The sequence below is a fragment of the Amycolatopsis sp. NPDC049688 genome, assembly GCF_040674975.1.
Taxonomy (GTDB): domain Bacteria; phylum Actinomycetota; class Actinomycetes; order Mycobacteriales; family Pseudonocardiaceae; genus Amycolatopsis.
In genome coordinates this window covers 214005-235071 of the sequence record NZ_JBFANY010000006.1, presented here as the reverse complement: position 1 = coordinate 235071, position 21067 = coordinate 214005, and the positions used below count along the sequence as shown (strand labels likewise).

22 protein-coding genes are annotated in these 21067 nt (G+C 71.5%); 9 read left to right on the top strand and 13 right to left on the bottom strand.

The features are described 5' to 3' along the window. Positions 1-2: 2 nt before the first annotated feature. From uraH to AB0J55_RS22275, 3 genes are read right to left on the bottom strand one after another with little or no spacing between them, the layout of a single operon-like run. Complete coding sequence (uraH, locus tag AB0J55_RS22285) at positions 3-320, bottom strand: hydroxyisourate hydrolase (protein WP_364251398.1); 318 nt, start codon at positions 318-320, stop codon at positions 3-5. Continuing rightward, positions 317-766, bottom strand: a complete 450-nt coding sequence (gene uraD, locus AB0J55_RS22280; RefSeq protein ID WP_364251395.1) for a 2-oxo-4-hydroxy-4-carboxy-5-ureidoimidazoline decarboxylase — start codon at positions 764-766, stop codon at positions 317-319. The genes uraH and uraD overlap by 4 nt, the downstream gene beginning before the upstream one ends. A gap of 55 nt (positions 767-821) precedes the next feature. Further along, positions 822-1298, bottom strand: coding sequence for a helix-turn-helix domain-containing protein (locus AB0J55_RS22275; protein WP_364251392.1), 477 nt, complete (start codon positions 1296-1298; stop codon positions 822-824). A gap of 230 nt (positions 1299-1528) precedes the next feature. Here AB0J55_RS22275 and allB point away from each other — a divergent pair, with 230 nt between their 5' ends. Both allB and alc read left to right on the top strand, forming a co-directional pair. Then, the gene (allB, locus tag AB0J55_RS22270; protein WP_364251389.1) at positions 1529-2857 is read left to right on the top strand and encodes an allantoinase AllB; all 1329 of its coding nucleotides are present in this window, start codon (positions 1529-1531) and stop codon (positions 2855-2857) included. A gap of 1 nt (position 2858) precedes the next feature. After that, on the top strand, positions 2859-3872 hold the full coding sequence (alc, locus tag AB0J55_RS22265; protein ID WP_364251386.1) for an allantoicase: 1014 nt from the start codon (positions 2859-2861) through the stop codon (positions 3870-3872). Here alc and AB0J55_RS22260 read toward each other — a convergent pair. From AB0J55_RS22260 to AB0J55_RS22245, 4 genes are all read right to left on the bottom strand, one after another. Then, positions 3869-4042 (bottom strand): hypothetical protein, encoded by a 174-nt coding sequence (locus AB0J55_RS22260; protein ID WP_364251383.1) that lies wholly within the window; start codon positions 4040-4042, stop codon positions 3869-3871. The genes alc and AB0J55_RS22260 overlap by 4 nt on opposite strands. A 222-nt stretch (positions 4043-4264) precedes the next feature. Beyond that, the gene (locus AB0J55_RS22255) at positions 4265-5008 is read right to left on the bottom strand and encodes an MBL fold metallo-hydrolase (RefSeq protein ID WP_364251943.1); all 744 of its coding nucleotides are present in this window, start codon (positions 5006-5008) and stop codon (positions 4265-4267) included. Positions 5009-5054: 46 nt separating this feature from the next. Further along, positions 5055-5531 (bottom strand): CoA-binding protein, encoded by a 477-nt coding sequence (locus AB0J55_RS22250; RefSeq protein ID WP_364251380.1) that lies wholly within the window; start codon positions 5529-5531, stop codon positions 5055-5057. Beyond that, entirely contained in the window at positions 5528-6814 is a 1287-nt protein-coding gene (locus tag AB0J55_RS22245) for an O-acetylhomoserine aminocarboxypropyltransferase/cysteine synthase family protein (protein ID WP_364251377.1), read from the bottom strand. The genes AB0J55_RS22250 and AB0J55_RS22245 overlap by 4 nt, the downstream gene beginning before the upstream one ends. A gap of 75 nt (positions 6815-6889) precedes the next feature. Between AB0J55_RS22245 and AB0J55_RS22240 the strand changes: the two genes are divergently transcribed. Beyond that, positions 6890-7327: a VOC family protein gene (locus AB0J55_RS22240; RefSeq protein ID WP_364251374.1), complete on the top strand. Its 438-nt coding sequence runs from the start codon at positions 6890-6892 to the stop codon at positions 7325-7327. A gap of 6 nt (positions 7328-7333) precedes the next feature. Here AB0J55_RS22240 and AB0J55_RS22235 read toward each other — a convergent pair whose 3' ends face one another. Next, positions 7334-8149 (bottom strand): SDR family NAD(P)-dependent oxidoreductase, encoded by an 816-nt coding sequence (locus tag AB0J55_RS22235; RefSeq protein WP_364251372.1) that lies wholly within the window; start codon positions 8147-8149, stop codon positions 7334-7336. A gap of 70 nt (positions 8150-8219) precedes the next feature. Here AB0J55_RS22235 and AB0J55_RS22230 point away from each other — a divergent pair, with 70 nt between their 5' ends. Next, entirely contained in the window at positions 8220-9128 is a 909-nt protein-coding gene (locus AB0J55_RS22230) for a LysR family transcriptional regulator (protein WP_364251940.1), read from the top strand. Between the two features lie 82 nt (positions 9129-9210). Further along, positions 9211-10065, top strand: a complete 855-nt coding sequence (locus AB0J55_RS22225) for a sigma-70 family RNA polymerase sigma factor (protein ID WP_364251369.1) — start codon at positions 9211-9213, stop codon at positions 10063-10065. Here the strand turns inward: AB0J55_RS22225 and AB0J55_RS22220 are convergent. Together AB0J55_RS22220 and AB0J55_RS22215 are read right to left on the bottom strand one after the other, a co-directional pair. Beyond that, on the bottom strand, positions 10062-10688 hold the full coding sequence (locus AB0J55_RS22220) for a (2Fe-2S)-binding protein (protein ID WP_364251366.1): 627 nt from the start codon (positions 10686-10688) through the stop codon (positions 10062-10064). The genes AB0J55_RS22225 and AB0J55_RS22220 overlap by 4 nt on opposite strands. Then, positions 10685-11536 carry a putative RNA methyltransferase gene (locus tag AB0J55_RS22215; RefSeq protein WP_364251363.1) on the bottom strand — a complete coding sequence of 284 codons (852 nt, stop codon included), beginning with the start codon at positions 11534-11536 and terminating at the stop codon, positions 10685-10687. The genes AB0J55_RS22220 and AB0J55_RS22215 overlap by 4 nt, the downstream gene beginning before the upstream one ends. Positions 11537-11709: 173 nt before the next feature. Between AB0J55_RS22215 and AB0J55_RS22210 the strand changes: the two genes are divergently transcribed. The 4 genes from AB0J55_RS22210 (at position 11710) to AB0J55_RS22195 (ending at position 17537) form a co-directional block, all read left to right on the top strand. Then, complete coding sequence (locus tag AB0J55_RS22210) at positions 11710-13095, top strand: ammonium transporter (RefSeq protein WP_364251360.1); 1386 nt, start codon at positions 11710-11712, stop codon at positions 13093-13095. Continuing rightward, positions 13092-13430, top strand: coding sequence for a P-II family nitrogen regulator (locus AB0J55_RS22205; protein ID WP_354909621.1), 339 nt, complete (start codon positions 13092-13094; stop codon positions 13428-13430). The genes AB0J55_RS22210 and AB0J55_RS22205 overlap by 4 nt, the downstream gene beginning before the upstream one ends. A 10-nt stretch (positions 13431-13440) precedes the next feature. After that, entirely contained in the window at positions 13441-15753 is a 2313-nt protein-coding gene (locus tag AB0J55_RS22200; RefSeq protein ID WP_364251356.1) for a [protein-PII] uridylyltransferase, read from the top strand. 89 nt (positions 15754-15842) lie between these two features. After that, a complete protein-coding gene (locus AB0J55_RS22195; protein ID WP_364251353.1) occupies positions 15843-17537 on the top strand; it encodes a DUF262 domain-containing HNH endonuclease family protein in 1695 nt (564 codons plus the stop codon). Here the strand turns inward: AB0J55_RS22195 and AB0J55_RS22190 are convergent. The 3 genes from AB0J55_RS22190 to AB0J55_RS22180 form a co-directional block, all read right to left on the bottom strand. Beyond that, entirely contained in the window at positions 17534-18838 is a 1305-nt protein-coding gene (locus tag AB0J55_RS22190; RefSeq protein ID WP_364251350.1) for a GGDEF domain-containing protein, read from the bottom strand. The genes AB0J55_RS22195 and AB0J55_RS22190 overlap by 4 nt on opposite strands. 802 nt (positions 18839-19640) lie before the next feature. Then, on the bottom strand, positions 19641-20393 hold the full coding sequence (locus tag AB0J55_RS22185; protein WP_364251347.1) for a glucose 1-dehydrogenase: 753 nt from the start codon (positions 20391-20393) through the stop codon (positions 19641-19643). Positions 20394-20416: 23 nt separating this feature from the next. Continuing rightward, positions 20417-21001, bottom strand: a complete 585-nt coding sequence (locus tag AB0J55_RS22180) for a TetR/AcrR family transcriptional regulator (protein WP_364251344.1) — start codon at positions 20999-21001, stop codon at positions 20417-20419. Positions 21002-21067: the final 66 nt, after the last annotated feature.

The following is a 21067-nucleotide window of genomic DNA, read 5'->3' as shown; positions in this document are numbered from 1 at the left end:
GGTCAGCTCCCTCGGTAGGTCGAATAGGCGAACGGGCTGAGCAGGAGCGGCACGTGGTGGTGCGCCGCGGGGTCGGAGATCCGGAACGTCAGGGTGACCTCCGGGAAGAAACCGTCCGGGCCCAGGTAGGCGCCGGTGTCGAAGATCAGCCGGTAGGCGCCCGGCTCCAGGGTTTCCGGGCCGAGGTCGCGGATGCGGCCGTCGTCGTCGGTGCGGCCTTCCGCGATCGGCTTGCCGTCGGCGGTCTCGAACCGGACGGCGATCCCCTGGGCCGGGCGCCCCTGGGCCGTGTCGAGGACGTGGGTGGTCACGAGGCTCACGCGGTCACCGCTTTCGCGAGTCGGAGTTCGGCGATCTTCAGCAGTTCCCGCCCGGCGACGGCGAGCTCGGTCGCGGGGTCGTTGTTCAGCCGTTCGCGCAGGATCTCCAGCAGTTCTTCACCGCTGCGGCCGCTCGCGCAGACCAGGTAGACGTGCCCGAACTTGGCTTCGTACTCGGCGTTCGCGGCGGCGAACGCGTCCGCATTGTCCACACCGGACTGTTCGGACCGCGCCCAGCCGCTCGCCGGTTTCTCGCCGATCCGCGGGTGCGCAGCCATGGCCTGGCGGATCTCGTCGCTGGTCAACGGCAGGTTCGCGGCGGCTTTCACCGCGTCGACGTCGGGATACGGCCGCCCGGCCAGCACGGCGTCGACCCACCGGGGCACGGCGAGGCACTCCGTCAGCAGCGGACGGACGTCGGTGGTGTTGAACTCGGTGAGCAGCACGGGCTGACCGTACGTCGGCGCCGAAGTTCCGTCAACATTTTGTTGAAAGCGCTGGTCAGTCCGCTTCCCGGTTGAGGTAGTTGTAGACGGTGAACCGCGTGACGCCCAGCGCGTCGGCCACCGACGAGACCGATTTCCGCAGGCCGAAGGCGCCGCGTTCGCGCAGCAGCCGCACCGCGCGCTGCTTGCCGCCGCGGTCGAGTTCGCCCAGCTTGGCGCCCAGTTCCCGCTCGACGTCGGCGATCAGCCGGGCCAGCGCGTCGTTCAGTTCGACGACGGGCGCGCTGCCCGGGTCGTCGGCCCGGCGCAGTTGCAGCGTGACCCGCGTGGCGCCGCCCTCCAGGGCTGCCTTCGCGATCGCCGGGAGAGCTTCGAGCAGCTCCTTCGCCTCGCCGCGGGCGAGCGTGCCGAGCGGCCCGAAATCGGTGTCCAGCCCGGCTTCCGCGGCGGCGTCGCGGGCGGCGACGGCGTGCTCGGGCGGCGAACCCTCGCCGTGGAACGGTTCGCTGGTGAACTCCGCTTCAAGCCGCACGACGATGACCGTACTGTGTCGATGCGGCCGATTCGACCGGCAGTCACGGCGGAACGGGTGCCGGTGGGCGGGTTCGCTTCGGACCGTTTCCGCCTGCTTTCGGCCGAATCGGCCACGGGCTGCGTCCGTCGTTGACGAGCGGCGCGCGCCGTGGTTACTGTCGTTGTGCGAAACCGCCTTTCCGTACTGTGAAATCGGCGGTGGTCATCCTCCCGGAGAAGGGTTCTCGGATGGATCTTGTGGTGCGTGCCGCCCGGGCCGTGACGGCCGCGGGCGAAGTCCCGGCGACCGTCGGCGTCGACGGCGGCCGGATCGTCGCGGTCGAACCCGAAGGCGCCTCGTTGACCGGCGACCGCGTCCTCGACCTCGGCGACGACGTCGTGCTGCTGCCCGGGCTGGTCGACACGCACGTCCACGTCAACGACCCCGGCCGCGCCGAGTGGGAGGGCTTCGAGACGGCGACCCGCGCGGCCGCGGCGGGCGGGGTGACCACGATCGTGGACATGCCGCTGAACAGCCTGCCGCCCACGGTCGACGTCGCGGCCCTGGAGGTCAAGCGCAAGGCGGCGGCCGGCCGGGTGCACGTGGACGTCGGTTTCTGGGGCGGCGCGATCCCGGGGAACGTCTCCGACTTGCGGGGGCTGCACGAGTCCGGGGTGTTCGGCTTCAAGTGTTTCCTGCTGCACTCCGGGGTCGACGAGTTCCCGCCGCTCGACCCGGCCGGGCTGGACGAAGCGTTGCGGGAGCTCGGTTCCTTCGACGCCCTGATGATCGTCCACGCCGAGGACGCGCACGAGATCGATTCGGCGCCGGAACCGCACGGCGGTCGCTATGTCGACTTTCTGCAGTCGCGGCCACGGCAGGCGGAGAACCTCGCGATCTCGCACGTCATCGACGCGGCCCGGCGTCATTCTGCGCGGGCCCACATCCTGCATCTGTCCTCTTCGGACGCTCTGCCCCTGATCGCCGCCGCACGCCGTGACGGCGTCCGGCTCTCGGCGGAGACCTGCCCGCACTACCTCAGTTTCGTCGCCGAGGAAATCCGTGACGGCGCCACGCAGTTCAAGTGCTGCCCGCCGATCCGCGAGGCGGCCAACCGCGAGCTGCTCTGGCAGGGCCTCGCCGACGGCGTCATCGACACGATCGTCAGCGACCATTCGCCGTGCACGCCGGAGCTGAAACGCTTCGACAGCGGCGACTTCGGCGAAGCCTGGGGCGGGATTTCGAGCCTGCAGCTGGGGCTCCCGGCGATCTGGACGCAGGCGCGGCAGCGCGGGTTCGCGCTCACCGACGTCGTCCGGTGGATGGCCGAGCGCCCGGCCGCGCAGGCCGGGATGCGCCGCAAGGGGCACCTGGCGGTGGGGTACGACGCCGACTTCTGCGTGTTCGCGCCGGACGAAGCGTTCGTCGTGGACGTCGCGAAACTGAAGCACCGCAACCCGGTCAGCGCCTACGACCGGCGGCCGCTCGCCGGCGTCGTGCGCTCGACGTGGCTGCGGGGCGCCGAAATCACCGGCGACGAGCCGCGCGGCGCGCTGCTGACCCGGGGGAACTGCTGAAATGGAGGGCGCTGTGACCGACCGTCCGGAGTGGACAGAACTGCCCGACCTCGCGTCCCGCCGCTTCGGCGGCACGGTGATGTGGGCGACCGACGAGCTGTTCGCCGAGAAGGAGAACCTCGTCAACCCGTGGGTGCCGGCCCACCGCGCGGAGACGTTCGGGCCGAAGGGCCAGGTCTACGACGGCTGGGAGACCCGCCGCCACCGCGAACCGGGCGACGACCAGGCCATCGTCCGGCTCGGCCTGGCCGGCACGATCACCGGCGTCATCGTCGACACGGCCTTCTTCAAGGGCAACTACCCGCCGTTCGTCTCGGTCGAAGCGACGTCGCTCCCGGGTTACCCGTCGGCGGCGGAGGTGGCCGAGGCCGAGTGGGACGTCCTGGTCGACCGCGCGCCGGCTTCGGGGCACACGGAGAACTTCTACGCGGTCAACGGCTCGCGGCGGTACACGCACGTCCGGCTGACACAGCACCCGGACGGGGGAGTGGCGCGCCTGCGCGTGCACGGAGCGCCGATCCCGGACCCGGCGCTGCTGGACCTGGACGCGCTCGACCTGGCGGCCCTGGAGAACGGCGCGATCGTGACGGGCTGCAGCAACCGGTTCTATTCGTCGCCCAACAACATCCTGTCGCCGGGTTTGGCGGCCCACCAGGCGGAGGGCTGGGAGACGGCCCGCCGCCGCGACGACGGCAACGACTGGGTGACGCTGCGCCTGGCGGGCGCCGGGATCGTCCGGTTCGTTGAGCTGGACACGAGCAACCTGAAGGGCAACGCCCCGGGCTGGGCGTCCGTGAGCGGCCGCGGGACGTACGGCGAGTGGGCGCCGTTGCTGCCGAAGACGCGGTTGCAGCCGGACACGCGCCACCGGTTCGCGCTCCCGGACGGCCCGGAGGTGACGGAGGCCCGCCTGGACATCTACCCGGACGGCGGCCTGGCCCGCCTCCGGCTGTTCGGCCGCCTCACGGAGGCGGGCCGCACGAACCTGAAGGCCCGGTTCGCGAAGACGCGCTAGCCGGCGCCGGGCCGGTTGAGGTAGGCGGAGGCCAGGGAGAGGACACAGGCACAGCCGACGAGGGCGCTCACCCACCACGGCAACCCGACCACGACGCTCCAGACGAAGCCCGCCGCCGCCAAGAGGGCGACGAGGATGTTCCGGAGCTGCAGCGGGGTGGGTTTCGCCATGCCGCCACCCTCTCACGGCGCCGAGGGGCCGCTGTCGGCTCCCCGCGGCCGGGCCGGATCGGGCCGGGTTGCCGTGGGCTCCCTGGACCCGGGGTGAGCCGCCGCGCGCCCGCCTGTCCCGCATGCCGCCTCGGGCCGGGCAGCCCTTGCCCCTTGTCCCACGCCGCCAGGGTCGTGACTGGTAAGGCGTGTTCTAACTCGCCTTACCACTCACGACCGGCGTCAGACCTCCGCGTGTTCCCCGGGCTCGAGCAGCACGAGCCGGTCACCCAGCCCCGCCGTCTCGAACTCCTTCCGCAGCACGTCCGGCCCCTCGCTGAAGTGCCCCCAGCCCCGGAAATGCAGCGGAACCACCTTCGCCGCGCCCAGCACCTTCGCCGCCTCCACCGCGTCCACGCTGGTCAGCGTCAGCGGCGCGCCGTCGAACAACACCGTCCGGGCCGCGCCGGCGAACAGCACCGCGATGTCCACCCGGAACCGCGCCGCGATCTCCCTCACCAGCTCCACCGAAGCGTTGTCCCCGCTCACGTACACCGTCGGCAGCCCGTCGCCGGTCAGCACGAACCCCGTCACGTCCCCGGTGACCCGCGACGCGCCCTCCGGCCCGTGCAGCGCCGGAACCGCCGTCACGGTCAGCGAGCCCACCTGCGTCGATTCCCACGGCTCCAGCCCGCGAGCCGTCCCGCCGAGCCGCGCGGCCCCGCTGGGCGTGACCAGCGTCAGCGGCACCGTCGCGAGGTACGCGCGGCCGCGGTCGTCCAGGTTGTCCGGGTGCTGGTCGTGGGACAGCAGCACCGCGTCCACCACCCCGGCCGCCTCTTCGGTCAGCGCCGATTCCTCGGTCTTGACCAGCACCCGCTCGCCGACCGGGTGGTCGCCGGGCGCGTCGAACGTCGGGTCGGTGAGCAGCCGGACGCCGCCCAGTTCCAGGAGGGCGGTCGGGCCGCCGGAAAACGTGATCCCCATCGTCATACCGGGGCCAACCGCGGGAACGTCCGTTCTCTTCCCGGGATCAGGGCGCCGACTGCCGCCGCGAGCTGATCACGCCCGTGTTGAACCCGGCGAGGTGCAGCCCGCCGGCGAAGCGCGCGTGCTCGATCTTGACGCACCGGTTCATCACGACGTCCAGCCCGGCTGCCCGCGCCCGGTCGGCGACCGGCTCGTGCCACAACCCGAGTTGCAGCCACAGCGTCCGCGCGCCGGCGTCGATCGCCTCCTCGGCGACCTGCGGCAGGTCGTCGTGCCTGCGGAACACGCTGACCAGGTCCGGTTCGCCCGGGACGTCCTTCAAAGCCGCGTACACCGGCTTCCCGAACAGCGTGTCCAGCCGCGGGTTGACGAAGTTGACCTCGTACCGCGTCGACGACAGCAGGTAGGTCGCGACGAAGTAGCTGGGCCGCGCCGGGTTGGCCGACGCGCCGACCAGCGTCACGGACTTCGTCCGCCGAAGGATCGCGCGCCGCTCGACCGCGCCGACGTCGTGCGTCATCCGGCCACCGCCTTGCCCAGTGCCTGGTCGAGGTCCCAGAGGATGTCCTCGACGTCTTCGAGGCCGACCGACAGCCGGATCAGGTCCGGCCCGACGCCCGCGGCCGCCAGCTGCTCCTCCGACAGCTGGGCGTGCGTGGTCGAGGCCGGGTGGATGACCAGCGTCCGCGCGTCCCCGACGTTCGCCAGGTGCGACAGCAGCTCCACCGACTCGACGAACTTCTCGCCCGCCGCGCGGCCGCCGTCGATGCCGAACGAGAACACCGCCCCCGGCCCGGCCGGCAGATAACGACGAGCCAGTTCGTGGTGCGGGTGCGACGGCAACCCGGCGTAGGACACCCACGCCACCCGGGGATCCGCGTGCAGGTACTCCGCGACCGCCCGGGCGTTGGCGACGTGCGCGTCCATCCGCTGGGGGAGCGTCTCGACGCCCTGCAGCAGCAGGAACGCCGAGTGCGGCGACAGAACCGCACCGATGTCCCGCAGCTGCTCGGCGCGCAGCCGGGTGCAGAACGCGTACTCGCCGAAGTTCTCCCAATAGCGAAGGCCACCGTAGCTCTCGACGGTCTCGGTCATCCGCGGGAACTTCCCGTTGCCCCAGTCGAACTTCCCGGACTCGACGACGATCCCGCCGAGCGTCGTCCCGTGCCCGCCGAGGAACTTCGTCGCCGAGTGCAGCACGATGTCGGCGCCGTGCTCGATCGGGCGGCACAGGTACGGCGTCGCCAGGGTGGCGTCGACGACCAGCGGGATGTCGTGGGCGTGCGCGAGGTCCGCCAGTGCGGCGAGGTCGGCGATGCCGCCGCCGGGGTTGCCGATGACCTCGGTGTAGAGCAGCCGGGTCCGGTCGGTGATCGCCGCGGCGTAGTCGTCGATGCCGCCGCTGACGAAGGTGGTCTCGACGCCGAAGCGCCGGAGCGTGCCGGTGAGCTGGGTGACGGTGCCGCCGTAGAGGCCGCTCGCGGAGACGATGTGGTCGCCGGCCTCGGTGAGCGCGCTGAAGGTGAGGAACTCCGCGGCCTGCCCGCTCGCCGTGGCGACCCCGCCGATGGCCCCTTCGAGGCTGGCGATCCGCTCTTCGAAGGCGGCCACGGTCGGGTTCCCGATGCGGCTGTAGATGTTGCCGTACTTCTGCAGCGCGAACAGGTTCGCCGCGTCGGCCGCGTCCTCGAAGACGAAGCTCGTGGTCTGGTAGATCGGCACGGCCCGGGCGCCGGTGGCCGGATCGGGCGTGCCGCCCGCGTGCAGGGCGCGGGTGCGGAAGCCCCAGCTGCGTTCACTCATCGCTGCCCACGGTAACCGCAGCATCCCCCGGATGACACGCGCTCTCAGGGCGTGGGCGCGGTTACGCTCCAGTCCGTGACAGTGCGGTGGAGCGTGACGATCGACTGCGCGGAGCCTCGCGCACTGGCCCGGTTCTGGGCGGTGGCCCTCGGCTACATCGAGCGCCCGCCGCCGCCGGGGTTCGCGAGCTGGGAAGCGTGGTTCACCCGGCACGGCGTGCCCGAAGAGGAGTGGGACGACGGCGCGTACCTGACCGACCCGGAGGGCGTGCTGCCGAGCCTGAGCTTCCTCAAGGTGCCCGAGGGGAAGGTCGCGAAGAACCGCCTCCACCTGGACATCCAGGCCGGCGGCGGGCGAGAGGTGCCGTGGGAGACGCGCTGGGAACGGGTGGTCGAGGCGGTCGCCCGGCTCACCGCCGCGGGCGCGACGGTGCTGCGGCAGGACGAGCTGGACGGCCGCCCCGACCACTTCGTGATGGCCGATCCCGAGGGCAACGAGTTCTGCGTGCTGTGACCCGGGTCAGCTCCGCCACGGCAGGACCCGCCCGTACCGGACGAGCTCGCCGTAGGTCGCCGGGTCGACGTCGGCGAACACCAGGTCCAGTACCTTCCGCGCCGCCTCGTCGGGTGTCTGGGCCTGGCTGAAGTCGCTGAACCACGGCCGCGACGCCCGCGTGTCGACCAGGCCCGGGCAGACCGCCGCCACCAGAGTGCCGTTCGCGAGATCGGTGTCCCGGCGTTCGGCCGCCACCGCGCGCACCGCCGCGACCTGCGCGACCTTGGACGGCACGTTGATCCACTCCGGCCAGCCCGCCGCGGCGGACGTGCCGTCGTGGATCGCCGCGCGCCAGTCCTCGACCGCCTTCTCGACGTCGTCCAGCGAGACGCCGTCGAACCGCGGCCGCAGTGGCTCGGGCAGGTGGCCGAGCGTGCCCAGCGAGCTCGCCACGATCAGCAGCCGCCCGCCCGGCCGCAGGAGCGGCCCGAACGACCGCAGCACCGCGTGGGTGCCGCCGTTGGCGACGTCGAGGAACACGTCGGCCTGCTCGGCCTGGCGGTCCGGATCGAGGGCGGCGATGGCGTTCGAGAGCACGATGTCGGCCGGTCGGGCGAAGCGAGCCACGGCGGCGGCGTCGGAGACATCGAGGACGTGCCCTTCGACGCGGCTGCGCGTCGCCGGATCGGCGGCGACACGCGCGGCGGCCTCGGCCACCCGGCCGGGGTCGCGGCCGGTGAGCAGGACGAGGTCTTCGGGCGCGAGGCGGGCAGCGAGCCCGCGGACGAGGGCGAAGCCGAGACCCTGGTTGGCCCCGGTCACCACGGCGATTCGTGTCATACCGCCACGCTAGGTCGGCCGAAGCCATGCGGAAAGCGAGAATCCGGCAACCCTGGTATGCGTGAACGTCATGGACTTCGGTGACGTTTCCCTGGTCGCCCTGCGCGTGTTCCGCGAGGTCGCCGAACGCGGCACCCTCACCGCGGCCGCGACGGCGCTCGGCTACACGCAGTCCGCGGTGTCGCGGCAGATCGCGTCCCTCGAACGGGTCGCCCGGACGCCCGTGCTGGAGCGGCGGCCGGGCGGCGTCCGCCTCACCGCCGCCGGGACCATCGTGCTGCGGCACGCCATCGCCGTGCTCGGCGAAATCGACGCCGCCGGGCGCGAGCTGGCCGGGCTGCCCGCCGACGCCGGAACGGTGCGCCTGGGCTGGTATCCCAGCGCGGGCGCGGTGCTGGTGCCGCGCGCCGTCGCCGAACTGCGCCGCACGCACCCGGCCGTCACCGTCATCACCCGGGAGGGCACGACGCCCGTCCTCGTCCGGGCGCTGCGCGCGGGCACGGTCGACCTGGCGCTCCTCGGCTCGGCCCCGCCGTTCCGCCCGCCGGACGCCGAGACACCGGCGCTGCGCCTGGAGACCCTGTTCGAGCGCAGCCTCCGCCTCGCCGTGCCCGCGGGCCACCCGCTGGCCGGCGCCGGCGAGATCGACGTGGCGGACCTGCGCGGGCAGCGCTGGATCGCCGGGCCGCAGTCGGGGGAGGGGACGCTGATGGGCGTGTGGCCGGGGCTCGACGAGCGGCCCGAGATCGCGCACACCGCCCGGGACTGGCTGGCCAAGCTCAACCTGGTCGCCGCCGGCTGCGGCCTCACGACGTTGCCGGCGTCGCTCGCCGACGCCGTGCCGCCGGGAGTGCGCGTGCTGGAGGTCCGGGGCGGTCCGTCGGAGCGGCGGCGGGTGGTGCTGGCGCGCGTCCCGGGGCCGGTGTCCGAACCCGCGACCCTGCTGGCCGGGGTCCTGCGCCGGATCGCCGCGGAATGACCCGGATCACGCGCGTTCCGGTCACATCGGTGCCCGCCGCGGGGTCTACTGCTACGACGCACGGCGGAAGGAACAGGACACAGTGGACGCGCTGACCGAGCGGTTCGAACAGGAGCGGCCGCGGCTGCGGGCGGTCGCCTACCGGATGCTGGGTTCGGCGGCCGAAGCCGACGACGCCGTCCAGGAGGCGTGGCTGCGGTTCTACCGCACCGACGCGGGGGAGATCGGGAACCTCCCCGCGTGGCTGACCACGGTGGTCGCCCGGGTCTGCCTGTCGCTGCTGCGCTCGCGCCGCAACCACCGCGAAGAGCCCCTGGACGGGCAGCCGGAGCCGGACGACGACCGCCGCGACCCCGGTCAGGAGGCGGAGCTGGCCGACACGGTCGGGCTGGCGCTGCTGGTGGTGCTCGACGCGCTGGGACCGGCCGAGCGGGTGGCGTTCGTGCTGCACGACATGTTCGCGGTGCCGTTCGACGAAATCGCCCCGGTGATCGGCAAGACCCCCGCGGCCACCCGGCAGCTGGCCAGCCGCGCCCGCCGCCGGGTGCGGGGCGGGACCACGGCGGACGCGGACCTGCCCCGGCGGCGCAAGGTCGTCGAAGCGTTCCTGGCGGCGTCCCGCGGCGGTAACTTCGAGGCGCTGCTCGCGCTGCTCGACCCGGACGTGGTGCTGCACGCCGACCGGTTCGTCGGCCCGAGCCCGGCGCCGATCGAGCTGCGTGGCGTCGAGAGCGTCCGCCGGGGTGCGATCCTGGCGTCCGAGCGGGCCCGCGCGAGCGAACTCGCCCTGGTCGACGGCGCCCCCGGCCTGCTCATGGTGCGCGAGGGCCGCTTGGCGGTCGTCCTGGCGTTCCAGGTCGACGGCGACCGGATCACGGGCATCGAGGTCATCGCCGACCCGGAGCGGCTCGCCGCGCTGGAGCTGGCGGTTCTCTAACCCAGGGCGGCGCGAAGGCGTGCTTCGCGCTCTTCGGGCGTCTGACGCGGGCAGCTCACGCACTTCGGGTTGCCGACCTCGTAGATCAGGCAGCACGAAGCACGCCGTACCGCGGGCGTACGTCCGACACGCACGAAGCGCGGCTTCGGCAGACCCAGGTCGATCGCGTCCACCAACGGCTCGGCGAGGGCCATCGCGCGCTCGGGATCGGGCGTCCACAGCAGCCGGTTGCCGATCGAGTCGGTGGCGATCGCGCCCAGCGCCCGCTCCCGCGCCCCGCTGACGGCGGCGATGGTGGCGATCGCGGTGCCCAGGGCGCCGGTGAGCGCGGCGCCCAGCTCGGGCAGGCCGCCGTCGAGGGCGCGGGTGGACCGGGCGCCCAGGAACCGCCCGTCGGCGACGAGGTCGAGCTCCACGGCGTCCAGCGAGGGATTTATCAGCGTCCCGGCCACCAAGCCCTCGACTGCCGGGGCCACGAGGACGGACGACAGCGAGTACCACCAGATCGTCCCCAGCACCTCCGGCCGCGCGCAGCCGTACAGCTTCGCCGCGCCGCCGATGCGGGACCGCACCCAGTCCTCGTCGGCGAGCCGGGTCGCGGACACGGTCCAGTCCGGCTTCACTCCTTCCTCCGATACGACGAGACGGTGAACGACACCGTGACGACCTGGGCCTCGGTCAGCGCGTCCAGGCGCTCCCGGCGGCCGTCGCGGTCCAGGTGGAACCCGGCGGGGCCCATCTCGACGGCCTGGCGCACCTGCCGCGGCGTCAGCTCGACCTCGCGCCGGACCTCCGTGCGGTCCGTGCGCGTGAAGTACCCGCCGAGGGTGGCGTCGAGGCGCTCGTCCTTGCGCTCGTCGACGGCCAGGACGAGGTCGCCCAGCTCACGGAGGTGGTCGGGGGCCGGCGCGGCGACCACCAGGAGGCCCCCGGGCTGCAGCACGCGGTGGAACTCCGGCCCGTTTCGCGGCGCGAAGACGTTCAGCACGACCGATGCCACGCCGTCGCCCACCGGCCACGGCTCCCACAGGTTCCACACCGCCGCGCCCAGCCGCGGGTGCGCCCGGGCCGCCCGCCGCAGCGCGACCGCCGAGACGTCGAGGGCGAGCCCGAACGCCTCCGACGTCTCCAGCACGCGAGCGAGGTAGTACCCCGTGCCCGCGCCCGCATCGATCACCAGGCCGCCGGCTTCGGCGCAGACCCGGGCCAGCTCGTCGGCGAGGGGCTCGTAGGCGCCCGACGCGAGGAAGTCCGCACGCGCGGCGACCATCGGCGCGGTGTCCGCCGTCCCGGCCGGGATTCGCGCGTGCAACAGGTTCACGTAACCCTGGCGCGCTAGATCGAAAGAGTGGCGGTTCCCGCAACGCAGCGTGCGTTCCGCTGCGCCGATCGGGTCGCCGCACACCGAACACCGCAGTGCGGCGACCACCGGGGGTGGCAGTGGGTCATTCCCGTGGTCGGCCGGTGTCATGGGGATATTCGACCACGACGTTTCGCAACCGGACACCCGAGGCGGGGGTCCGGGAAACCTGCCCGTAACAACCGGGCGCGGACAGTTCACGCGGGTGAAACCTCGCGCGCCGCCCCGTGAAACACCGCGCGCCAAAACTGCCAACGCACGAACCCAGGGCACGGGAGGACGATGTGCTGAACGCAGGAGACACCGCGTGGGTATTGGCCAGCGCCGCGCTGGTCATGCTCATGACCCCAGGACTGGCGTTCTTCTATGGCGGCATGGTCCGCGCGAAGAGCGTCCTGAACATGCTGATGATGAACTTCATCGCGCTGGCCGTCGTGGGGGTGCTGTGGGCCCTGTACGGCTTCTCGATGTCCTTCGGCGACGACGCGTTCGGAGGATTCCTCGGTAACTTCCACTTCGCCGGCCTCGAGAACACCTTCGGCAAACTCGCCGGGTTCGCCGTCGCCGCGACCGACACCTCGCCGGCGGTCGCCTGGCCCGGCTCGGACGGCCTGCCCGTCCTCGCGTTCGTGATGTTCCAGCTGATGTTCGCGATCATCACGCCCGCGCTGATCTCCGGCGCCATCGCCGACCGCGCGAAGTTCTGGGGCTGGACGCTGTTCGTCGTCATCTGGGTGACGGTCGTGTACTTCCCGGTCGCGCACTGGGTGTTCTCCTTCAACGGCTTCATCGGTGAGAACGCCGTCGGCGGCTGGATCGCCAACAACCTCAAGGCACTCGACTTCGCCGGTGGCACCGCGGTCCACATCAACGCCGGTGCCGCGGGTCTCGCGCTGGCGATCGTGCTCGGCAAGCGCAAGGGCTGGCCGAAGGACACCGGGCGCCCGCACAACGTGCCGTTCGTGCTGCTCGGCGCGTCCCTGCTGTGGTTCGGCTGGTACGGCTTCAACGCCGGTTCGGCGCTGGCCGCCAACGACCTCGCCGCGGTCGCGTTCACCAACACCACCGTCGCCACGGCCGCCGCGGTGCTGGGCTGGCTGCTGATCGAGCAGATCAAGTTCGGCAAGCCGACCACCCTCGGCGCGGCTTCCGGTGCGGTCGCCGGCCTGGTCGCCATCACCCCGGCGTGTGGTTTCGTGAGCCCGCTCGGGGCCATCGCGATCGGCCTGATCGCCGGTGCGGTCTGCGCGCTTGCCATCTCGCTCAAGTTCAAGTTCGGCTTCGACGACTCGCTCGACGTCGTCGGCGTCCACCTGGTCGGCGGCATCGTCGGCACGCTGCTGATCGGCTTCTTCGGCACCACGAGCGTCAACTCCCTCGGCGCGGACGGCCTGTTCTACGGCGGTGGGTTCACCCAGCTGGGCCGCCAGGCGGCGGCCGCCGGCGCGGTGCTCGCGTACTCCTTCGTGCTGTCCTTCATCATCGGCTTCGTGATCAAGAAGGCCGGCGGCTTCCGCGTCAGCACCGAGGACGAGGTCAGCGGCATCGACGAAGCCCAGCACGCGGAGAGCGCCTACGACTTCACCGGGACGGGCGGGGGCCTCGGCCACCCGAACACCATCCCGGTCAAGTCCACCCCGGCCGCGAAACTCGAGGAGAGCAAGGCATGAAGCTCATCACGGCGATTGTGAAGCCGTTCACGCTCGACGACGTCCGCTCCGCGCTGGAGCAGCTGGGCGTGCTGGGCATGACGGTCAGCGAAGTCCAGGGCTACGGCAGGCAGAAGGGCCACACCGAGGTCTACCGCGGTGCGGAGTACTCGGTGGACTTCGTGGCCAAATTGAAGATCGAGGTCGTCACCGACGACGCAGGAGTGGAGAAGGTGCTCGACGCCATCACCACGGCCGCGCACACCGGCAAGATCGGTGACGGCAAGGTGTGGGTGACGCCGGTGGAGACCGTCATCCGGGTACGGACCGGCGAGCGCGGCACGGACGCTCTATAAGGCGTCTGGGATGGCCGACGGGGGCGAACTGGTCAAGGCCACCGAGCGCTTGCTCGAGGGCAGGCACGGGAGGCTGGGGGCGTCCGCGCTGCGGGCGGCCCTGGTCGACCTCTACGAGTTCTGGCTGAGCAGGGGAGCCTCGGCGGCCGGCGTCGACACCGCGGAACCGGGTGTCGCGCTGGTCGCCGTGGGCGGGCTCGGCCGCCGGGAGCTGGTGCCGTTCTCCGATCTCGACCTGCTGCTGGTGCACAACGGCAACAGCGGCGTCGGCGAGATCGCGGACGCGCTCTGGTATCCCTTGTGGGACGCGAAAGTCGGGCTCGACCACTCGGTCCGCACGCCGGGTGAGGCGCTGAAGGTCGCTTCGGAAGACCTGCGCGTGGCCATGGGCCTGCTCGACGCCCGGCACCTCGCCGGGGACGCCGAGCTGACCGGCCGGCTGGTCGCCGCGGCACGGGACCAGTGGCGCCGCACCGCGCGCAAGCAGATCCCGGACCTGACGGCGTCGGTCCGGCAGCGCTGGGCCCGCAGCGGCGAAATCGCGCAGTCCGCCGAACCGGACCTCAAGCACGGCCGGGGCGGGCTGCGGGACTTCGCCGTCCTGGAAGCACTGGCGGCGGCGCAGCTCACCGCGCGGCCGGGCGAGGAGCTCCTGGAAGCCAAGGGGCTCCTGCTCGACGTCCGCACCGAGCTGCGGCGCGAAATCCGCCGTGAACGGGACGTCCTGTCCGCACCGGAAGCCGAGCTGGTCGCGGCCGAGCTGGGCTTCGGCGACCGGTTCACCCTGGCCCGCAAGCTTTCCGGCGCGGGCCGCACGATCGCCTACGCACTGGACGTCGCTCTCCGGTCCACTGTGGAGCCACCACGGGCGCGCTTCGGCCGGCGTCCCGCGCGGACGCCGCTCGCGGAAAACGTGGTGCTGCACGGGAACGAGGTCGCGCTGGCCCGCGACGCCGTCCCGGCGAAGGACCCGGCGCTGCTGCTTCGGGTCGCCGCGGCGTCGGCGCGCACGGGCAAGCCGATCGCGCTCGGCACCCTCAAGGCACTGGCCGAGTCGGCGCCGGAGCTGCGCGCACCGTGGCCGGCCGAGGCGCTGAACGCGCTGGTCGAGCTGCTGGGCGCGGGCGAGGGCCTGGTCGACGCGGTCGAGTCCCTGGACCGGACGGGCCTGTGGTCCCGGCTGTTCCCGGAATGGGGCGCGGTCCGCGACCTGCCGCCGCGCTCGCCGGTGCACCAGTGGACGGTCGACCGCCACCTGGTCCGCACCTGCGTCGAGGCGGCCAAGCTGACCACCACGGTCCCGCGGCCGGACCTGCTGCTGATCGGCGCGCTGCTGCACGACATCGGCAAGGGCCGCGACGCCGACCACTCGGAACTGGGCGCGAAGATCTCCGCCCAGGTCGCGACCCGGCTGGGCCTCACCCCGGCCGACACGGCGACGGTGTCGGCGATGGTCCGCCACCACCTGTTGCTGCCCCACACGGCGACCCGGCGCGACATCAGCGAGCCGGACACGGTGGCGCGGGTGGTGAAGACCCTGGACAGCGACATCGTCCTGGTCGAGCTGCTGCACGCGCTGACCCAGGCCGATTCCTTGGCCACCGGCCCCGGCGTGTGGACGGACTGGAAGGCCCGCCTGCTGGCCGAGCTGGTGTCGGGCTGCGAGGAAGTGCTGCGGGGCAAGGGTTTCACGGCCCCCGCCCCGATGGACGACGAACAACGCGAACTCGTCGCTTCGGCGGTGGCCTCGGGCACGGGCGAGATCCGGATCAGCTCGCACGGCAAGGTGGTGACGGTCCTGCTGGCGGTCCCGGCCCAGGCGGAGCTCCTGGCCCCGGCGGCGGGCGTACTGGCCCTGAATTCCCTGGAGGTCCACTCGGCAATCCTGCGCGGCCACGACGGCGGCCGGGCGGGGCTGTTCACGGCATCCCCGAAGTTCGGTTCCCTGCCGGACGCAACACTGCTGCGCGAGCAGTTCGCCCGCGCGGTGGCGGGAACGCTGCCCTTGACCCAGCGCCTGGCGGCGAAGGAGCGCGATTACGCCTCACCTGCGGCCCCGGTGGCCCCGAAGGTGCTGTGGTTCGACGACGAGACGTCGGGCCCGGACACGGTGGTGCTGGAGCTGCGCGCGGCGGACCGCATCGGCCTGCTGTTCCGGGTGGCGGGAGCGTTGCGCCGGTGCGACGCGGAGGTCCGCTGGGCGAAGGCATCGACGTTGGGCGGGGCGGTGGTGGACTCGTTCGCGGTGACACCCCGGAGCGGCCGGATCGAGCCGGGCTGGCGGCGTGAGGTGGAGCAGGCCGTCCTGGCGGCGGCTTCCTGAGTGCGTTGTTCGGAGCCGCGCGCTCGCGCGGCTCCGAACGATGCGGTAACTGCTGTAACAAGTGATCCTCTTGCGCCGAGTTCATGCGCATGGCCGGGACCAAAATCCAAGCAGCAGAGCACGCCGTCGAGGAGATCTTCGACGACACCTACCAGTTCACCATCCCTCCTTACCAGCGTCCCTACGCCTGGACGACGGAGCAGGCCGGGGAGATGTTCGACGACCTCCTCGCCGCCTCCCGGGCGAAGGACTCGATCGCGGAATCGGATCCCTACTTCTTGGGGAGCATCGTCCTCGTCAAGGCGGAGAAGCAACCGCTGTCCGAGGTGGTCGACGGGCAACAACGCCTCACCACTTTGACGATTCTCCTCGCCGTCCTCCGCGCATACGTCTCGCCGGGCTTCGCCGCATCGCTCGAGAAACGCATCTTTCAAGAGGGCGACCCGGTCAAGGGCACCGCCGACCAGCCGCGGCTCCGGCTGCGGGACCAGGACCAGGGGTTCTTCGAGAAGTACATCCAGGAGCGCTCGGGCAACGACGAGTTGCCGGCTCTTCAGAACGTGACCCTCGACAGTCAGCTCCGGATGGTCGAGAACGCGCTCCTGCTCAAGTCACGAGTGGGCGCCTTGTCGGGCACAGACCGCGAGCGCCTGGTCTCGTTCATCTACGGCAACACTTACCTCGTTGTCGTGACGACCGCCGACTTCGAGTCCGCTTACCGGATCTTCTCGGTCCTGAACGAACGCGGCCTGGATCTCACCCACACCGACATCCTGAAGTCGGAGATCATCGGCAAGATCCCGGAAGCCGACAAGGACGCTTACACCACCAAGTGGGAGCAGGAGGAGAACGATCTCCGACGCGACGGCTTCGGCGACCTCTTCTCCCACATCCGGATGGTGTATGCGAAGACCAAAGCCCGGGAGTCGATCCTCAAGGAGTTCCGGGCCTCTGTGCTGCAAGCGGTTCCTGACGGCAAGAAGTTCATCGACGACGTGCTCGTCCCCTTCTCGGATGCCTTCGAGGTGGTCACGCGGGCCGGCTATGCCGGGGGACCGGACGCCAAAGCGATCAACCGGCTGCTGGGCTGGCTGAACCAGCTGGGCAACACGGACTGGATCCCGCCGGCAATCAGCTACTTCAGCCGTCCGACGGCCGATTCGGCGTCTCTTCTCCGGTTCCTGACCGACCTCGAACGGCTCGCCGCCAGCATGCTCATCCGCCGTGTGGACATCACCCGCCGGATCGAGCGCTACGGACGCGTGCTCGACTGGATGGAGAACGACCGCGATCTCTACTCGGCGGAGTCGCCGCTGCAACTGTCCGCCGCCGAGCAGAACGAGACTCTCGGCAAGCTGGACGCCGAGATCTACACGGTGCTTCGCGTCCGGCTTTACGTGCTGCAACGTCTGGACTCGGCGTTGTCGGACGGCGGGGCGAGCTACGACGATTACCCGTCGATCAGCGTCGAGCACGTCCTGCCGCAGAACCCGGCAGCGGGCAGTGGGTGGACCACGGCGTTCACCGCGCAGGAGCGGGCCTACTGGGTGCATCGGCTGGCGAACTTGGTCCTGCTCTCGAGGAGGAAGAACTCTCAAGCGAGCAACCTCGAGTTCGAGGCGAAGAAAACCAAGTACTTCGAGAAGACCAGCTGGGCGCCGTTCGTGCTGACTTCCCAGGTGGCCGCGAGCGACGTCTGGACCCCGGCCGTCCTCGAGGAGCGCCAGGAAACCCTGCTGAAGGTGCTCGGCAGCCTCTGGCGGCTGGAGGCAGCGGCCTCCTAGGCGGTCGCCGTGCCGTCGACCACCTGGTTGCGGCCCGCGTCCTTGGCTCGGTACAGGGCCTTGTCCGCGGCCTGCAGCAGGCGGTCGACGGCCGTTCCGCCGTCCGGGTAGGTCGCCACGCCGATCGAGGCCGACAGGTTCGCGATCATCCGGATGTCGGTGCCGTCCTCGTACTCGACCTTCAGCGCTTCGATCGCCGACCGGATGCGCTCGGCCACCGCCAGGACCGCCGCCGGGCCGATGTCCGGGAGGAGGACCACGAACTCCTCGCCGCCGAAGCGGCCGACCGAGTCGTAGTCGCGGACCGCGCTCTTGATCGTCGCCGCGACCGCGCGCAGGACCGTGTCGCCCGCCAGGTGGCCGTGCTGGTCGTTGATCAGCTTGAAGTGGTCCAGGTCGATCATCAGGACGCCGAACGTGCTCCGCGTGCTGCGCTGCGCCCTGGCCAGCTCGCGGGAGGCGAGCAGGTGCCAGCCGGTCGTGTTGAACAGGCCGGTCTTCTCGTCGGTCGTCGCGGCGATCTCCAGCTGCTTGATCAGCACCGCCCGGTGCAGCACCAGCAGCGGCGGCACGATCGCGACGGCCAGCGCGGGCAGCGTCGCCAGCGTCAACGCCGTGAGCATGCCCAGGCAGAGCGTCGCGACTTCGAGGAGGTTGTCGCCGAGGCCGCCGAAGAACGCCTTCACCGAGCGGGTGGTGATGGTCAGCGCCGGGATGATCGTGATCGCCGCGACCAGGAAGTACGTGCCGGCCGCGAGCGCGATCGCGGTGACGCCGCGCCAGCCCGCCGTCAGCGCGGCGGACATGTCGCCGACCCCGAGCCACGCGAGCACGAAGTCGGCGGAGTAGCAGGTGACGACGACCAGCGTCGCGTTCAGCGCGATCCGGAACGGCGGGACGCGCTTGATCCGCGCCAGGCTGCGCGTCCCGAGGTGCACGTACAGGACGACGACGAGGGCGGCCCCGAGCGCCGGCGGCAGGAGCAGCACGCCGGCGAACGTCCAGACCGACGTCAGGTTGATGTGCGGGGTGTCGGAAACCAGCCGCCGGACGCGCTCGACCTGCCGCCCCAGCTCGGCCTGCAGCACGCCGAGCCCGGCGAGCACCCCGAAGACGACGAGGTCCCAGGTCCGCACGGGCACCACGACGGCGGTCCAGACGGTGGCGACGACCGCGACCGACTCGACGAGGAAGCAGTAGAAGACGAGCGACCGCCGCTGTCGCCAGAGCGTCCAGAGAGCAGGGTTCAGCGCCCCTCGGATCCGGGCCGGGTGGCGTTCGGCCGGACGGGCGCCGTCCATACTCAAGGCGGTGCAACTCCCCTGGGGGTGATCCGACGATCCACAACCACCCCACCACACCGGACGGCCGCGATCGACGATTGCCACACGTTCGGAGCAGTGAAGGGAGGCTGCCGCCGTGCGCAACCGCGAATCCTGAGGCCCCCTGAGTTCCGATGTCCGCGCGAACCGCCGGAGGGAGGCCGCCATGCGCAACCGCGAGTCCTGAGCCTCGAGCCCTTTGTCACCGCCTTCGAGAGGAGCGCTGTCGTGCGCAATCGCGAGTCCTGAATCCCCGGCCGTCGATCCCTGCGTCCGGAAGGAGTGCTGCTGTGCGTAACCGCGAGTCCTGAGTTGCCGCGACCCCCTGTCATCGCGCTGGGAAGGAGGCTGCCGTGCGTAACCGTGAGTCCTGAGCTGCTGCGCCCCCCGTCACTGCGCTGGGAAGGAGGCTCGTCGTGCGTAATCGCGAGTCCTGAGCTGCTCCGACCCCTGTCAGCCCCCCGAGAAGGAGAGCCGTCGTGCGTAACCGCGAGTCCTGAAGTCGCTGCAACCCCCGCCACCGCGTCCGAGAGGAGAGCGCTGTGCGTAACCGCGAGTCGTGAGCCCGAGGCCGTCGACCCCTGCGTCCGGAAGGAGAGCTGCCATGCGCGACCGCGAGTCCTGAGCCGCCGCGTTCCCGTCACCGCGCCCGGAAGGAGAGCCGTCGTGCGCAACCGCGAGTCCTGAAGGTCCGCCGCCCCCAGCCCGTCCCAGCCGAAGAGAGGAATGCCGCCATGCGCAACCGTGAGTCGTGAACGGTCACCGCGTCCGGGTGGGCCGCTCAGGCGGTCGCGCCGCCGTCGACCACCAGGTCGTGCCCCACGGTGAACGCCGCCTCGTCCGAAGCCAGCCACAGCACCGCGGCGGCCACTTCGGCCGTGGCGCCCACCCGGCCCAGCGGGATCGCGTCCTTCAGCCGCGCGGCGCGGTCCGCGTCCGTCTCGCCGGGGCGGCGGGACATGTCCGTGTCGGTCGCACCCGGGCTGACCGCGTTGATGCGGACCCCGTCGCCGATGTGGTCGCGCGCCGCCGTCCTGGTCAGCGCGCTCACCGCGGCCTTCGACGCCGCGTAGGCGGCCATGTTCGGCAGCCTGCCGTGCGCGCCGATGTTCGACGCCATGTTGACGATCGCGCCGCCGCCGTGCACCCGCATGTGCGCGACCTCGTGCTTCAGGCACAGCCACGTTCCGGTGACGTTCGTGTCCAGCACGGCGCCGAAGCCGTCCTCGTCGAGGTCCGCGACCGGCGCCGGCGACCCCAGGATGCCCGCGTTGTTGAACGCGACGTCGAGCCGGCCGTGCCGCGCGACGACCGTCTCGACCATCCGCGCCACGTCCCCGGAGTCGGTCACGTCGACGGTCACCGCGCTCGCGTCGCCGCCGATTTCCCCGACCGCGGACGCCAAGCGCTGCTCGTCGCGGCCCGCGACGACCACGGTCGCGCCTTCGGCCGCGAACGCCCGTGCCGTCGCCCGTCCGATACCCGAGCCGCCGCCCGTCACCAGGACGACCTTGCCCGCGAAACGTGCCCCCATCGTGTACTCCCGTTCTGGTCCGATCAGTCTTGAATGAGTCGTAGAGCTTGCGAGACGGCCGCGTGTACCCGGCTCTCCGCGTCCGCGCCCTTGCCGAGGACGCGCAGTCCCTGGAGCACGGTGAGCAGGAACCGCGCCAGCGTCGCCGGGTCGCTTCCGCCGGGGAGTTCGCCCTGCGCCCGCGCGCGTTCCAGCGCCATGGTGAGGGCGACCTCGAGGGTGTCCCAGCTGCGTTCCACCAGCCGGGCGACATCGGGGTCGTGGGGGAGCAGTTCGATCGCCGCGTTGACGACGAAGCAGCCCATTTTCGCCTCGTCGCCGAGGATTTCCGCCACATAGCCGTCGAAGAGCCGGCGCACCGCGGCCACGCCGGAACCCGGCTCCGACAACTGGGACATCACCCTGGCGTCGGCCTGCTCCGCGTAGCGCTTCAACGCCGTGACGTAGAGGTCGTGCTTCGTGCCGAAGGTGGCGTACAGGCTGGCCTTGGCGACGCCGAGATGCGTGACGAGATCGCTCACCGACGTCGCCTCGTACCCCTGGCGCCGGAAGAGTGTGAGGGCGCCGTCGCAGGCTTCGCCGACGTCGAACTCCTTGACCCGGGACATGATCGAAACCCTAGTGTCATCGAGAACGATCGGTCAAATATGTGAGCGGCGGTGTGTCGGATCCGG